The organism is Megasphaera sp. MJR8396C, assembly GCF_001546855.1.
Lineage (GTDB): Bacteria > Bacillota > Negativicutes > Veillonellales > Megasphaeraceae > Megasphaera.
On record NZ_KQ958198.1, the window covers coordinates 1 to 14395 of the forward strand.

14 protein-coding genes and 5 tRNA genes are annotated in these 14395 nt (G+C 51.9%); all 19 read right to left on the reverse strand.

Annotated features, from left to right (window positions below; all coding sequences use genetic code 11):
* Nucleotides 1–252 (reverse strand): GTP-binding protein (locus HMPREF3201_RS07460; protein ID WP_231726835.1); only part of this gene is annotated, 252 nt, incomplete at its 3' end.
* Nucleotides 253–393: 141 nt separating this feature from the next.
* Nucleotides 394–470: transfer RNA gene (locus tag HMPREF3201_RS07465), tRNA-Met, on the reverse strand.
* A 5-nt stretch (nt 471–475) separates the two neighbouring features.
* Nucleotides 476–551 (reverse strand) — tRNA-Thr (locus HMPREF3201_RS07470).
* Between the two features lie 60 nt (nt 552–611).
* A tRNA-Met gene (locus HMPREF3201_RS07475) sits at nt 612–687 on the reverse strand.
* Between the two features lie 4 nt (nt 688–691).
* Nucleotides 692–777, reverse strand: a tRNA-Tyr gene (locus HMPREF3201_RS07480).
* Between the two features lie 6 nt (nt 778–783).
* A tRNA-Thr gene (locus HMPREF3201_RS07485) sits at nt 784–859 on the reverse strand.
* Nucleotides 860–1073: 214 nt separating this feature from the next.
* Nucleotides 1074–2402, reverse strand: coding sequence for a replicative DNA helicase (gene dnaB / locus HMPREF3201_RS07490; RefSeq protein WP_062412463.1), 1329 nt, complete (start codon nt 2400–2402; stop codon nt 1074–1076).
* A 1-nt stretch (nt 2403) separates the two neighbouring features.
* Nucleotides 2404–4323, reverse strand: a complete 1920-nt coding sequence (gene lonC, locus HMPREF3201_RS07495) for a Lon family ATP-dependent protease (RefSeq protein ID WP_062412464.1) — start codon at nt 4321–4323, stop codon at nt 2404–2406.
* Between the two features lie 23 nt (nt 4324–4346).
* Nucleotides 4347–4793: a 50S ribosomal protein L9 gene (gene rplI, locus HMPREF3201_RS07500; protein WP_062412465.1), complete on the reverse strand. Its 447-nt coding sequence runs from the start codon at nt 4791–4793 to the stop codon at nt 4347–4349.
* Nucleotides 4790–6805 (reverse strand): DHH family phosphoesterase, encoded by a 2016-nt coding sequence (locus HMPREF3201_RS07505; RefSeq protein ID WP_062412466.1) that lies wholly within the window; start codon nt 6803–6805, stop codon nt 4790–4792. Before HMPREF3201_RS07505 ends, rplI begins: the two co-directional genes overlap by 4 nt.
* Before the next feature lie 18 nt (nt 6806–6823).
* On the reverse strand, nt 6824–7780 hold the full coding sequence (locus HMPREF3201_RS07510; protein WP_062412467.1) for a YybS family protein: 957 nt from the start codon (nt 7778–7780) through the stop codon (nt 6824–6826).
* Nucleotides 7781–7863: 83 nt separating this feature from the next.
* The gene (locus HMPREF3201_RS07515) at nt 7864–9525 is read right to left on the reverse strand and encodes a ribonuclease J (protein WP_062412468.1); all 1662 of its coding nucleotides are present in this window, start codon (nt 9523–9525) and stop codon (nt 7864–7866) included.
* Between the two features lie 204 nt (nt 9526–9729).
* On the reverse strand, nt 9730–10590 hold the full coding sequence (locus tag HMPREF3201_RS07520) for a hypothetical protein (RefSeq protein ID WP_062412469.1): 861 nt from the start codon (nt 10588–10590) through the stop codon (nt 9730–9732).
* Nucleotide 10591: 1 nt separating this feature from the next.
* Nucleotides 10592–11395, reverse strand: coding sequence for a bifunctional hydroxymethylpyrimidine kinase/phosphomethylpyrimidine kinase (gene thiD, locus HMPREF3201_RS07525; protein ID WP_072272056.1), 804 nt, complete (start codon nt 11393–11395; stop codon nt 10592–10594).
* Nucleotides 11396–11419: 24 nt separating this feature from the next.
* Nucleotides 11420–11914 (reverse strand): SixA phosphatase family protein, encoded by a 495-nt coding sequence (locus HMPREF3201_RS07530; protein WP_227163205.1) that lies wholly within the window; start codon nt 11912–11914, stop codon nt 11420–11422.
* Nucleotides 11915–11923: 9 nt separating this feature from the next.
* Nucleotides 11924–12232, reverse strand: a complete 309-nt coding sequence (locus HMPREF3201_RS07535; RefSeq protein WP_172980566.1) for an ArsR/SmtB family transcription factor — start codon at nt 12230–12232, stop codon at nt 11924–11926.
* Nucleotides 12233–12388: 156 nt separating this feature from the next.
* The gene (locus tag HMPREF3201_RS07540) at nt 12389–12829 is read right to left on the reverse strand and encodes a Fur family transcriptional regulator (protein ID WP_062412472.1); all 441 of its coding nucleotides are present in this window, start codon (nt 12827–12829) and stop codon (nt 12389–12391) included.
* Nucleotides 12822–13643, reverse strand: a complete 822-nt coding sequence (locus tag HMPREF3201_RS07545) for a metal ABC transporter permease (protein WP_062412473.1) — start codon at nt 13641–13643, stop codon at nt 12822–12824. Before HMPREF3201_RS07545 ends, HMPREF3201_RS07540 begins: the two co-directional genes overlap by 8 nt.
* Complete coding sequence (locus HMPREF3201_RS07550; protein ID WP_062412474.1) at nt 13643–14311, reverse strand: metal ABC transporter ATP-binding protein; 669 nt, start codon at nt 14309–14311, stop codon at nt 13643–13645. Before HMPREF3201_RS07550 ends, HMPREF3201_RS07545 begins: the two co-directional genes overlap by 1 nt.
* Nucleotides 14312–14395 lie beyond the last annotated feature (84 nt).

Below are 14395 nucleotides of genomic sequence, written 5' to 3' on the forward strand. Positions count from 1 at the left end.
GCCCGGGCAGTCAACGTGTGCATAGTGACGTTTGTCCGTTTCATATTCAACGTGTGCCGTATTGATCGTAATACCGCGTTCACGTTCTTCCGGAGCTTTGTCGATGTCGGCATAGTCTTCGAATTTAGCGTAGCCTTTTTCAGCCAAAACTTTGGTGATGGCTGCCGTTAAGGTCGTTTTGCCATGGTCGACGTGACCAATCGTACCGATGTTGACATGCGGTTTTGTTCTTTCAAAATGTTCTTTTGCCATGATAATCAATTCCTCCTTTAAAAAACATCTATCCACTTGCATTTTATCACATATCCATATTCTTTGCTAAAAAAAACAGTAAATTCAGCAAAAAATATTTCTGCATATAGAAATAACCCCGTATGAACGAGGTTATCGGTGTGGTGGCGGCTCGGAGATTCGAACTCTGGACACTGCGGGTATGAACCGCATGCTCTAGCCAACTGAGCTAAGCCGCCATGTGTGGAGCTATTGACCGGGATTGAACCGGTGACCTTATCCTTACCAAGGATACGCTCTACCGACTGAGCTACAACAGCTTGTATACAGGTCAAAGCCTTGTATGAAGTTGTTTCTTACTAAGACTAGTAAAAAAAATTTGGTAGCGGGGGCAGGACTTGAACCTACGACCTTCGGGTTATGAGCCCGACGAGCTACCAACTGCTCCACCCCGCGACATTGGTGGTGGGGGAAGGATTCGAACCTTCGAAGGCGAACGCCGGCAGATTTACAGTCTGCTCCCTTTAGCCACTCGGGAACCCCACCATTTTTTGGAGCCAACGATAGGACTTGAACCTACAACCTACTGATTACAAGTCAGTTGCTCTACCAATTGAGCTACGTTGGCTTATCGTTCCATAGAACATAGTCTATTATAGCTAAGACTTGATGTTCTGTCAAGAACTTTCATCAGTTTCTCGTCCATTTTCTTCGAAATCAAAAGTGTTTTTGTTCTCTCAGAAGAACCGCTGACTTAATTAGTATACTACACCGCCTTGAATAATGCAAGCACTTTTTTTATTTTTTTCGCTCTCTTTGTGAGATGAAAAAAACGCAGCACGTTATCCTTCGTGCTGCGTATCCAAGTTGAGGAACAAGGTAAATTCATTTTTAAAGTAAAGCTTGACCGATCCGACCGGGCCGTTACGGTGCTTGGCCAGGATGACTTCGGTAATGTGCTGATTCTCCGTTTCCTTATCGTAGTAGTCTTCTCGATATAAGAAGGAGACGATGTCCGCATCCTGTTCAAGGGCCCCCGATTCACGGAGGTCACTGAGCATAGGCCGTTTATCCTGACGGCTTTCTACGCTTCGGCTGAGCTGGGACAAGGCGATCAAAGGCACCTTGAGTTCTCGGGCTAAGGCTTTCAGCGATCGGGAAATCTCAGAGATTTCCTGCTGGCGGCTTTCCGAGTTTCGTCCCTGCATGAGCTGCAGGTAGTCGACGATGATGAGGTCCAGGCCGTGTTCTGACTTGAGCCGCCGGGCCTTGGAGCGCATCTCGGCGACGGAAATCCCCGGCGTATCGTCGATGTAGACCGGCGATTCGTAGAGTTTATCGCAGGCATCGGTAAGCCGAGACCATTCGTCGTCACTGTTGAGCTGGCCCGTGCGCAGCTTTTGCGAATCGATGTGGGCAATCTGGCAGAGCAGTCGCTGTACGAGCTGCTCCTGCGACATTTCCAGCGAAAAGAAGGCTACGGTCTTGCGCTGACGGACGCCGACGTTCTGGGCGATGTTCAGGGTAAAGGCCGTCTTGCCCATACTGGGACGGGCGGCGACGAGGATAAGGTCTGACGGCTGAAGGCCCGAAGTCATGCGGTCCAGGTCGCGAAAGCCCGTAGGAAGGCCTGTAAGGCCGGCTTTATTTTCATAGAGCTTAGTAATTTTATCGAGGGTCGTTTCGACGACGGCGCCGACGGAGGCGAAGTCGCCGCGATTTTTCGTATCCGACAACTGCAGGATCTTTCGTTCTGCATCGTCGAGGAGGTCTTCCGGTTCCTTTTCCCCGTCGTAGGCTTCGGTCGTCAATTCGGTACACGTCGAAATGAGTTTCCGCGCCAAGGCTTTTTCAGAAACGATGTTGGCGTGGTACTCGATATTGGCCGCCGTCGCTACCAAATTGGGCAGCTGCAGGACGTATTCGACGCCGCCAACATCGTCGAGGCGTTTCATGCGCCGCAATTCTTCCGTTAAAGTAATGACGTCGATTTCTTTATTTTCCCGATGGAGATGCTCCATGCCTTCAAAGATGACGCGGTGCACGTCTCGATAAAAGTCGTGAGACTGCAGCCGTTCCATGGCCAGGATAACGGCATCGTGGCTGAGGAGCATGGCGCCGAGAACAGCTTGTTCAGCTTCGACATTCTGCGGTGGCACCCGCTGTTCCATACTATGATTCCCCCTGTTTGACCAACATCAATTTCAATACGTCGTCAATATCAGCGGCATAATGGATATCGAGCCCCAAATGGCGTTCCGGAATGTCATGGCTGTTTTCCTTGGGGATGATGATGCCCTTCATGCCGGCCTGGCAGGCGCCGTAGGCTTTTTCAAAGACGCCGCCGACAGGTTTGACCTGGCCTTGAATGGAGATTTCCCCGGTGAGGGCCATGTCCTGACGGACGGGGACGCCGGTAACGGCTGAAATGAGGGCCGTCGTAATGGCGCAGCCAGCCGACGGGCCATCGATGTTACCGCCGCCGACAAAGTTGATGTTGACGTCGTAATCGGAAAGTTCTTTTCCCGTCACCCGGCGCATGACTGCTGCCGCATTGAACATGGAGTCCTTGGCCATCGAGCCTGCCGTATCGTTGAACCGGTAGTACCCCTTCCCCGGTTCCCGGGCCGGAAAGGCAACGGCTTCGATTTCAATGGCAGAGCCCAGGTAGCCGGCGACGCCAAGGCCGAAAACCTTGCCGACGACGGGCATATTGCTGGCCTTTTCGGTCACATAGGGAACGAGGCGGCTGATCTGGGCGACGCGGCGAACGTGGTCTTTCGTAATGCGGACCTGATCTTTTTTCCCCGATTGGAAAACAGCCAGGCCATAGGTGTCGGCCAGGATATTGACGGCTTTTCGCCCTTCAATGGTAAATTCGGCGATGGATTTGGCAACGCCGTCTTCAAGGTCAGCTCCCAGTTGTTCCGCTGCATGAGAAACGATCTTTTCGATGTCCGTCGGAATGAGGGGTTCAAAAAAGATTTCGGCACAACGCGAGCGGATAGCCGGGTTGATTTCCGACGGGTCCCTCGTCGTAGCGCCGATGAGGATAAAGTCCGCCGGTGCCCCTTCGGCAAAGAGCCGCCGGATATATTGGGGAACGTTAGGGTCGTCTTCATCATAGTAAGCCGACTCAAAGCGAACCCGTTTATCTTCCATGACTTTCAACAATTTATTGAGCAGCATCGGATCCATTTCACCGATTTCATCGATGAACAGGATGCCGCCGTGGGCTTCGGTGACGAGGCCCGGTTTCGGTTCCGGGATGCCCGTATCGGCCAAGTCGCGGCGAGCCCCCTGATAAATCGGATCGTGGACCGAACCGATGAGTGGATTGGTCATATCCCGCGAATCCCAGCGAAGGGTCGTCCCGTCCGTTTCCACGAAAGGAGCCTTGGGGCCGAAGGGCGTGAAGGCCAGTTTCTTCGCTTCATCGAGGACGATGCGGGCCGCCGTCGTCTTGCCGACGCCAGGCGGTCCATAGAGCAGCAGGTGCTGAGGATAGACAGAAGCCAGTTTGCTTTGCATGGCTTCGACGGCCCGTTCCTGACCGACGATGGCACTGAGCCGTTTCGGCCGCACCCGTTCCATGACCGATTCCGTAAGTTCTACCTTTTCGAGATCGTCTAATGCTTTCAGTTTGCGCTTGGTCTGCTGCGTTTCTACGTCGTGCAGTTCTTCCTTGATGAGTTCCATCTTGATTTCCCGCACGTATTCCTGCTGCTTTTCGTCCATGCGCTGGGTGATTTTCTTTTCCAGTCGTTCTTCAACGGCCTGGCGGGCCAGCATTTCAGCGAGGACCATTTCGAGCTCATTGAGGACATTGATGACTTCGTCGTCACCGGGCACCTTGTCATACGATACATCTTCATAAATGAGGCGCTGGAGACCGACCAGGCGCTGGCGCGGATCTTCAGAGTGGATGTACGACAGGGCCGAGTATTTACTGGCACGGAGGACCATTTTTTCAGACCCTATAAGGCCAGTAAAAGCGCCATAAAGCACGTTAACCTGCCGGCGGAGTTCTTCCTCCGCCGTAGGTTCTAAGTACTTATGGCGCTGTAACAGTTTATCCAATAATTCTTTCATTGTAACCTCTTAGGGCTGGCAAATCAGCCTTCTACAACGTGTATTTTAATGACACTGGTAATGGTCGGATGAACGCGGATGGTGACATCGTAGTCGCCGACGGATTTGATCGGTTCCTTGATTTCAACCTTCTTCTTGTCGAGGTCGATGTCATACTGTTCCTTGGCAGCGTCACTGATATTTTTCCCGGTAATGGCTCCGAAGACTTTGCCGCCTTCACCGACTTTAACGGGAATCGTAAGTTCTACTTTCTTGAGCTGGCTGGCCAGGATGACGGCTTCATCCGAAGCGACCTGAGCCTTATGCTGAGCCGCAGCTTTCTTCTGCTTGGCATCGTTGATATTTTCCGACGTGCCCGGCGAAGCTAATTTACGGGGCAGGAGGAAATTGCGGCCATAGCCTTCGGAGACTTCGACGATATCTCCTTTTTTCCCGAGTTTCTTAACATCTTCTAATAAGATAACCTTCATTTTTCATCAATCTCCTTATTTTTATCTAAAATCTCATGGAGAGCCGCCATGACGACGTCTTGTGCTTCTTCCATCGTACGCCCTTTGACCTGGGCGCCGGCTACGGTGCGGTGACCGCCGCCGCCGATGGCTTCCATGACGAGTTGTACGTTAATATCGCCTCGCGACCGGGCACTGACGCCAATATAGCCGTCGTCGAGGTAGTAAAACGTGAAGCTGGCTTCAACCTTGTCGATGTTGACCAAGGCATCGGCTGCCTGGGCGGCAATGATCATGGCATTGGCCAGGCCCTTGGGACAGCTGGCGACGGCGATGCCGTCTTTGATGCGAGCGCCTGACAGGATGGCGGCCCGATCTTTTACGGTATCAAAATCGCAGCTGAACAGATCGCGGACGATGTCGGGATCGGCCCCGCAGCGGCGCAGATAGGAGGCGGCATCAAAGGTGCGCACCCCGGTCTGGACGGCGAAGTTCTTGGTATCGACGACGATACCCGCATAGAGGGCCGTCGCTTCGATTTTAGCCAAGTCGACATCTTCCTGGAAATATTGCAAGAGTTCGGTTACGAGTTCACTCGTCGACGAACTTGACGTTTCGGTATACGTGAGCAGCGGTTTTTGGATAAAATCCGAGCTGCGGCGATGGTGATCGATGACGACGCGGTGATCGGTCTTGGTTAAAAGAGCCGGTGCCGCCGTCATATCCGGCCGATGGGTATCGGTGATAAACAGCAGGGTCTGGTTATTGCAAAGCTTTTCTGCCGTTTCAGGTGAAATAATCAAGTCCTTAAAGTCAGGATCATCCATCAGTTCCGACGTGAGACGCTGCACGGCATCGGTTTGATCGCTGAGGACGACATGGACCGGCTTTTCAGCCAGACGGGCCATGTGGGCGACACCGACGGCAGCGCCGAGGCTGTCATAATCTTCCCGTTCGTGACCCATGACCAAAACCAGTTCACTGTTATCGATGAGTTCATGGATAGCCTGGGATACGACGCGGGCCCGGACGCGAGTGTTCTTTTCGATGCTTCGCGTCTTGCCGCCATAAAAATGAGGCGAACCGTCGTCTTCATAGACGACGACCTGGTCCCCACCCCGACCTAAGGCCAGATCCAAACCGGCCCGGGCCTTATCGGCCAATTCATTGAAGTCGGCTTTACCGGCTGCGATGACATCGCTCGGGAAGAGGGCCACGCCCATACTGATGGTGACGGGGATCTGATTGACCGTATGGATGGCGCGGATTTTTTCTAAAAAGGCAAAGTTGTTCTCTTTATAAAACTCCAACGTTTCCCGGCTCATACAGGCGATGTACTTTTCATTACCGTAGCCGCGAATGAAGCAGTTATGCCCCGACAGTTCGCCGATGAGGGCGTTGTTGACATTGGTCACCAGCGTCGCCCGCTGGACCGCCGTCATCCCCTTGGCGACTTCTTCCATATTGTCGATTTCAATATCGCAAAAGACAGGGACGGCTGCCAAAGAGTTTATCTTCTGCCGTTCCGTATCGGTAATATCTTCAAAGTAAAGGATGAGATAGTTGTCATCTTCTGCCGCTTCGGTCTGCAAGTATTTATAGACGACGCGGTAGTACCGTTCGCTAATGTGTTCAAAGAAGTAGCCCGATTTCCCCCAAAATTTATCAACTTTCAAATTGGGCATGATGTGATCCAGCTTCTGATCATTGTCGATATCGCCTACCCAGTCGCGAAAAACGCTGTTGGCCCAGCACAGATTGGACTGCATATCGATGATGGCAATGCCGATGGGAAGGTTCTGCACGGCATAGGTCGACGCCTGATCGACGCTGCGCGAAATGGCATCGAAAAATTGGCTTATTTCTCGGCTGCGTTCATTATGATTCTTGCGGGTCAGGACGTAGGCACCGCCGGTCAGGATGACTGCCAACAGGGCAATGATCCAATTGTAGACGGCAATGACAAGAATCAGCAAGACAGTAATCAGGAAAAAAGGGCCGTCCGACCGTCTTGACAGCAAATTTTTAAACATGGTTCCGCCCCCTGCATACTAACGTATGTAATCTTTTTTTCTATAGTTCGCAAGCATGTCGAAGATACCGGCCACAAAGGCGGCATACGAAAAGACAGGCATGACAAAAAACAAGATGAGGATCAGGGCCTGCAAGCCATTCCCCAGGTGGAAACGGCGGCTGATGAGGTACAAAATAAGGGCAATCCCCTGAACACAAAGAAAAAAGTAGGCAAGCTGAGAGAGATTCATACCGATGATATTGAGCCAGTCAATCTCCCGGGTAACGCCCCAATACTTCATGACCAAGGCCAATATATATAAGTATATCATACAACGGGGCATTTCCCAATAACGAATCGGCAAAAAGGACTGGACCGAAAAGCCCAGACGCCGCAGGATAACTTGGGAAAAGGCGATGTGGATATAGGCCATGATCATCATGCCCAAGGCAAAGAACATGGGCAGGAGAGACGGCAGTAGTTCCCGAACCTGGGCTAATTGTGCCATGGCTTCCGTCATTTGGACGTCGGACATGCCCTGGGACTTATACTGGGCTGCCATGGTATCCATGAGCTGCGTAAAAAAGTCATTGAGCTGGGTGAATATATTGATATCCAAGGCGACGTAAGCCAAGAGGCAGGTTAAGGCAAAGGCTCCGGCAAGGACGGCCGCCACCGTTCCCAAAAGTCGTGTGGCCGACCATTGATAGCGAAAGCCGACACCTAAGGCGACGCCGACAGAACCGAAGATAATGAGCTGATACAGGGCCGTAATCGGATCGATGAAGACCCCCATAAGGACGCCGACCGTGACTCCCAATAATACGGCATAGCGCAGACCGTACTTCATAAAGATAATGGTCATCGGCACGGGCATGATAAAGTAGCCAAAGAAAGAAAAGACAGGTACATATGTACTTAGAAGCGCAAAAACCAGCATTATGGCGGCAAAGCAACCGGCCGTCGTCAGCGGCGTAACACGCTTCTGCTCCATAAAATTTCCCCCTTCCAAAAAAACTGCGAAACAGCGGAGACAAGAGATGCCTCCGCTGTCACAGTACAACTATATTTCACGTTTTATACTTCCATAATGATCGGTAAAATCATCGGGCGGCGCCGCGTCTTTTCATAGAGATACCGGCTGAGGGTATCGCGTACTTGAGACTTGATGACGGCCCATTCGCGGATGTTTCCGGCTTCACAGCGTTCGAGAACGGCTGCGACCCGGTCGTGAGCTTCGCGAATCAGTTCTTCAGAATCGCGGACATAGACGAAGCCGCGGGATACGATATCGGGGCCGGCCAACGGATGGCTGGTGCCCTTGGCCAGAGTCATGACGACGATGACGACGCCTTCCATGGCCAACTGCTGGCGGTCGCGGATAACGATGTTGCCGACGTCGCCGACACCGAGGCCGTCGACGAAGACGCGGCCGGCGTTGACATGGCCCGTCTTATGACCGGAGCGATTGGAAAATTCAAAGATCTGCCCATTGTCGCCAATGAGGACGTGATCCTTATCGACGCCCATCATGACGGCTAAGTCGCCGTGGGTCCGGAGCATGCGGTATTCACCGTGGATCGGCACGAAGTAGTTCGGCTTAATGAGTCCCAGCATGAGCTTCAGTTCTTCCTGGCTGGCATGGCCGGATACGTGGATTTTCTTATCCCGGCCGGCGATGACGTTAGCCCCGAGGCGCATGAGGTTGTCGATGGTGCGGCCGACACCGGTTTCGTTGCCCGGAATCGGCGTTGCCGAAATGATGACCGTATCGCCAGGCATGATGCTGACGCTGCGGTGATTGTTGGACGCCATACGGGAGAGCCCTGCCATGGGTTCGCCCTGGCTGCCCGTCGTCAGGATGAGGACCTGATCGGCCGGATAGCGGTTGAGTTCATCCGGTTCGATGAGGACGCCTTCAGGTACGTCGAGATAGCCCAGTTCAATGGCTACCTGGACATTGTTGACCATACTGCGGCCAAGAACGGTTACCTTGCGTTTGAATTGGATAGCCGTATTGATAGCCTGTTGGATACGGGAAATATTCGAGGCGAATGTCGCCAGAATAATACGGCCTTTAGCGGCGCGGAAGGCTTTGCGGAAAGCATGGCCGACCGTCGTTTCCGATTCAGTATACCCCGGCCGTTCGGCGTTGGTACTGTCCGACATCAGGAGCAGAACGCCGCGGCGGCCCAATTCTGCAAACTTGTGCATATCCATCTGTTTCCCGTCGACCGGGGTCATATCGACCTTAAAGTCCCCAGTATGGACGACCGTTCCGACAGGGGTCCGGAAATAGAGTGCACTGGCATCAGGAATGGAGTGATTGGTGTGGATAAAGCCGACTTTCATGCAGCCTATCTGTACTTCGTCACCGTGATGAACTTCGTTCAAGGTGTAATTCGTAATGTGGTTTTCTTTGAGTTTCCCTTCAATGAGGCCGCATACCAGTTTCGTTGCGTACACGGGCACGTTTACTTCATTGAGCAAGTAGGACAAGCCGCCGATATGGTCTTCGTGACCATGGGTAATGACGACAGCTCGTACTTTGTCCCGGTTTTCAATCAAGTAACTCATGTCCGGGATGACGAGGTCGATGCCGAACATATCGTCATCGGGGAAGGCCAAACCGGCATCGATGACGATAATGTCGTTTCCGTACTGGATAACCGTCATGTTTTTGCCGATTTCACCTAAGCCACCTAAGGGAATTATCATGAGTTTTTCTTTTTTAGCCAAAATATACCTCCTAAAAATAAATATAGTTGTATCCGTTCCAACCGGAGCCCCTCTGGGAGCTACAGGTCTATCCTATATGAAGATAAAACGAACAGTATTGGAAATAATTCCTTCTATCATATTTTCCGTTATTTCCGGGACGCTGTCAACAATCCAGCTTATATTTTTTGAATAATCCTTCATTCTTACACAAAAATTTTACATTTACTTTCCGGTTTTAGCCGTCTTGATGATATTTTCCGGGACCGTCAGTTGTGTTCCCTTGGGCAGGGCCGTATAGTCGATGGTCAAATTGACTTCACTCATTTTGATGAAGGACTGGGATACGGCTTTTTCAGCGTCAGTGCGGCCAAATTCGTCGACTAAGGTCAGAGCCAGGCTGCGGAGCTGATCGGTCAAGGGCAGGCTGATGCGGGAAATGCGCTTGGTCGAAGGATCGATGGTGACCACGGTCTGTACATCGCCGACTTTCTGAATTCCCTGAAGGACTTTTGCCAACACGCGGACCTGTTCATCGGTCATGCCTTCCTTCTTCCAATTGGCTTCGTCAGACGCCGAGTAGATGCGGGACGCATCAAAGACGACGTTATAGTCGTTGCCGCCGGCACGGGTGACGGATTTAACGCCGGAAAGGACGTTGCGGTCGCTGGTCAAATAACTGGCAATGGGTTTAGAATCCTTTAAATCATAGCTTTTCGTCAGCCACTGGCTGTCGTCGCCCTGAGCCTTGTAGTAGACGTCGAGTTTATTTCCGTTCTGGGCGGCATAGGCCTTATTCTGCGGGATTTTATCCATAGCCTGGGAGGCGAAACCTTCGGTCTTTACTTGAGATTCGATGACAAAAGGCTTTTCCTGGATATTGATCTGATTGATGACGGCACCGTCACCGACGAAGGGCATATTGATACCCAGAGTCAGCGTATAAGCACCCTGGGGATGAGCTGCCATGTTGCGGGCCGCTTCTTCATACGTATCCTGCGGTGTGGCTGCCAAGGCTGCCCCGCCAATAGAAGCTGCTGCCATGACCAGGCAGCACGTCTTTTTCAAAGAATAAGTGAGTTTCATATTACTGCACCCCTGCTTTCTTGTATAATTCATAGAAATGATGGATCGGTCCATGGCCTTTGCCAATGGGCTCTGCATGGGCAATCCCTTCAAAGACATAGGTTTTAGCAGCCTGAACAGCATCGGACAGGTTCATGCCGTTGGCTAAATTAGAAGCAATGGCACTCGACAGGGAACATCCCGTTCCATGCGTGCTGGTGCTTTCAATGCGTTTTCCCTTGTAGTAATGGAAGTCTTTGCCGTCGAAGAGGACGTCCGTCGCATCGGCAATGCGGTGACCGCCTTTTACCAAAACGGCCTTGGCCCCCATGGCGGCAATGGCTTTAGCAGCATCTTCCATATCTTCAAAACTTTCGATTTTCTTACCCGTCAAGACTTCTGCTTCGGGAAGGTTCGGCGTCAGCACGTCGGCTAAGGGCAGTAAGACGTCCTTCAAGGTCTGTTCGGCTTCCGGAGCCAACAGGCGATGACCGCTGGTAGCTACCATGACCGGGTCGACGACGACGAAGGCCGGACGGTACTGCTTCAATTTGTCGGCAATGACCCGAATCGTTTCGGGTACGCTGACCATGCCGATTTTAACGGCGTCGACGTCGATATCTTCAAAGACGGCATCGATCTGCGATGCAATCAGTTCCGGCGTGACGTCCATATACCCGCGAACGCCCTGGGTATTCTGCGACACAACGGCCGTAATGACATTCAAGGCAAAACAGCCATGGGCACAAAAAGTCTTGCAGTCAGCAGCTGCCCCGGCTCCGCCGGACGGATCGGTACCGGCTATGGACAATACATGTTTCATCATAGATAAAACCTCCAACCATCGTTATTATTTACGAGATGCCTCCCAAAATTTCAAGGCTTTCGGATGAACGTAAAAGAGCAAAGATGCCGAGCCGATTCGCCCGCCATGGACGTCAAAGTCCAACAGGGCCATGCTGCCGGTCTTAAAATCGATCGCCGTTCCCGTCCAGGCCTGAACCCAGCGGTCTAAAAAAGGCGAGTGACCGACGATGCAGACGACATCCGATTTTTCCTGACTCAAAATCTGATCATATACGGCGACAAGGTCTCCCGAAGCCAGAGCTTCATGCGTATGGAACTGCCCGATGGGCAATTGCTGTTCCAAGTAAGAAGCCGTCTGGCAGGTCCGTACATAGGGACTGACCCAGAGTGCCGTTTTTCCTTCCGGCCACCACGAGGCGGCCCAGTTGGCCATAGAATCGGCCTGCCAGCAGCCTTTTTCCGTCAATTCTCTCAGCTTATCCGGCTTTTTCAGAGAAAAAGGCTGGGCCTTTCCGTGACGCATTAAACAAAGATACATAGGCCCCCCTTATTCGGCGACGTGCTCCAACCCGACGTTGAGCAGCGTAAATACGTGGGCATCGGCCAGGGAATACTGCACGTTCTTTCCTTCCCGCCGGAACTGAACCAGGCGAGCATCCCGCAAAATACGCAATTGATGGGATACAGCCGATTGCCCCATGCCAAGTTCTTCAGAAATACAACGAACGCAAACTTCTCCATTCATGAGAAGGCGTAAAATGCGAAGCCGCGTCGGATCCCCCAAAACCTTGAAAACATCCGCCAACGGTTGAATATACTCCTGTGAAAGCTTCGGTGCTTGTGTTTCCAATGCCATCGCTCCTACATACCATCTTTATCACTATCTATCTAATCGTTTTATTATAGCATATTTTTCTATCCAATCGCCAGTGTGGACAAGATATAAGTTCTCTCTGTGGAGACGTATCCGTATAGAAATTTTTCTTTCACCCCACCGGTACACAGAAAGCTCCTACCGTTCGGACGGAGGGAGCTTTTTTTTGCAGGCAGCACAGTACCCGTAGAGTTCGAGATTGTGGCTGACGATATCAAAGTCGGTCTTTTTTTCAACTTCCCGTTCGTAGTCATGGAGCGGGCAGTGCGGCAAATCGACGATCTTATGGCACTGTAAACAGATTAAACGGTGGGTATGCCCCGGCCGCCGCAAAGAAAAGCCGTATTTTCCTTCATCGGGAAGAAACATCTTTTCAGTCAGCCCCCGCTTGGTAAACATTTCCAAGATGCGATAGACCGTCGAAAAACTGACCTTATCGCCGCCTTCGAGGAGTTCCGCGTAAACGGCCTCGACGGTCATGACGCCGGTCTTATGGCTTAACACATCGAGCACCCGGTTGCGGGCCTTGGTGCTCTTTAATCCGTATTGGCGAAGACAGTCGCGATAGGTATCACTCATGACGCCGCCTCCTTTCTTTGACCGACATCAGCCCTTCTTTATAAATGATGACCAGTACCAAAAGGGCCACGGCCGTCAGGGCCGTAACGCCGCCGGGAGCCGCATCGATATAGTAAGACAAAAAGAGGCCCGACAGAATATCGACGAAGCTGAAAAGGATCGAATACATCAGGGTCTGACGAAAGCCTTTTCGCAGCTGCAGGGCCGCCGCTACGGGAAGGGCGATGAGGGAACTGATGACCAGGATGCCGACGATGCGGATGGATACGGAAATTGTCGCCGCAACCAGCACCGAAAAAATATAGTTGACCAGTTTACTGTGAACGCCGGCAATCTGAGCCCCGTCTTCATCGAAGGTCAGCATGACCAGTTGCGGATAGAGCTTGACGATGACGGCGATGGATACGACGCTGAGGGCGATGACGGCGTAAACGTCATCGGTCGATACGGTAAGGATACTGCCGAACAAGAAAGACTCGACGTTGGTATGGACCAGGCCGGCACTGATGATGGTAATGGCAAGGCCGACCGAGAGGGACAAGATAATGACCAAAATCAACTCGGCATAGCGCCGAAAACGGCTGCGCAGCACTTCGATGAGGATGCCGAAAAAGCTGGTCAGACCAAAGGCACCGAGGACGGGATTCCAATCGAGGAGCAGCCCGACGGCAACGCCGGCCAGGGAGGCATGAGACAAGGCATCGCCGATCATGGAATACCGGCGCAGGACGAGGAAGATGCCGATGAGCGGGCAGACGATGGAAATGAGGATGGCTACGATAAAGGCATTTTGCATAAAAGCATATTCAAACATCAGTCTTTCCCTCCCATCGTAACCGACATATATTCATCGAGATAAGCCTTTGGCGAGCAGAAGTGGCCGTAGCCGCCGACGACGTGGAACAGTTTCGTCGAGTTGCGGACGGCAAATTTCAGATTATGTTCTACCGTAAGGACCGTAATTCCCTGATTCTCATTTAAATCCTTAATAAAGGGGTACAATTCTTCCTGACTGCGGACATCGATGCCCGTCGACGGTTCATCAAAAATGAGCAGGTCGGGATGTCCCATCAGGGCCCGGGCGATGAGGACTTTCTGGCATTGACCGCCGGATAAACTGCCGATGAGCTGATCCTTTAAATCATAGACTCCCATCTGTTCCAAACAGGTCCGGATGAGGCTCTTATCCTTTAGCTGAAGGACCTGGCGGTAACAGTTCAGCACTTCCCAAACGGTGATGGGAAACTGACTGTTCAGCGTTTCAAAGCGCTGGGGCACATACGCCCGATGGCGATAGGTATTGGAAATGACGCCGCGGCTCGGCACGAGCAGTCCCAAAATGAGTTTAATCAAGGTACTCTTGCCGCTGCCATTTTCGCCGACGACGGAAATGTAGTCGCCGTTTCGAATGGTCATATTGATATCTTCGAGCAAATACTCGCCGTGTTCATAAGAGAAGTAAACGTGCTGTAAATCGATCATAACTGCCTCCGCTGCCATAAAATTATCGGTAGTTTATTATATCCCGGCGCAAACGAAAATGCAAGGCATTTGCAAGTAATTGAC

Excerpts from the sequence above, each read along its gene's own strand:
- HMPREF3201_RS07505 (WP_062412466.1), bottom strand. The coding sequence starts at position 6,805 with ATGTTTAAAAATTTGCTGTCAAGACGGTCGGACGGCCCTTTTTTCCTG.
- HMPREF3201_RS07550 (WP_062412474.1), bottom strand. The coding sequence starts at position 14,311 with ATGATCGATTTACAGCACGTTTACTTCTCTTATGAACACGGCGAGTAT.
- dnaB (WP_062412463.1), bottom strand. The coding sequence starts at position 2,402 with ATGGAACAGCGGGTGCCACCGCAGAATGTCGAAGCTGAACAAGCTGTT.
- HMPREF3201_RS07545 (WP_062412473.1), bottom strand. The coding sequence starts at position 13,643 with ATGTTTGAATATGCTTTTATGCAAAATGCCTTTATCGTAGCCATCCTC.
- HMPREF3201_RS07540 (WP_062412472.1), bottom strand. The coding sequence starts at position 12,829 with ATGAGTGATACCTATCGCGACTGTCTTCGCCAATACGGATTAAAGAGC.
- HMPREF3201_RS07530 (WP_227163205.1), bottom strand. The coding sequence starts at position 11,914 with ATGTATCTTTGTTTAATGCGTCACGGAAAGGCCCAGCCTTTTTCTCTG.
- HMPREF3201_RS07535 (WP_172980566.1), bottom strand. The coding sequence starts at position 12,232 with ATGGCATTGGAAACACAAGCACCGAAGCTTTCACAGGAGTATATTCAA.
- lonC (WP_062412464.1), bottom strand. The coding sequence starts at position 4,323 with ATGAAAGAATTATTGGATAAACTGTTACAGCGCCATAAGTACTTAGAA.
- HMPREF3201_RS07510 (WP_062412467.1), bottom strand. The coding sequence starts at position 7,780 with ATGGAGCAGAAGCGTGTTACGCCGCTGACGACGGCCGGTTGCTTTGCC.
- rplI (WP_062412465.1), bottom strand. The coding sequence starts at position 4,793 with ATGAAGGTTATCTTATTAGAAGATGTTAAGAAACTCGGGAAAAAAGGA.
- thiD (WP_072272056.1), bottom strand. The coding sequence starts at position 11,395 with ATGATGAAACATGTATTGTCCATAGCCGGTACCGATCCGTCCGGCGGA.
- HMPREF3201_RS07520 (WP_062412469.1), bottom strand. The coding sequence starts at position 10,590 with ATGAAACTCACTTATTCTTTGAAAAAGACGTGCTGCCTGGTCATGGCA.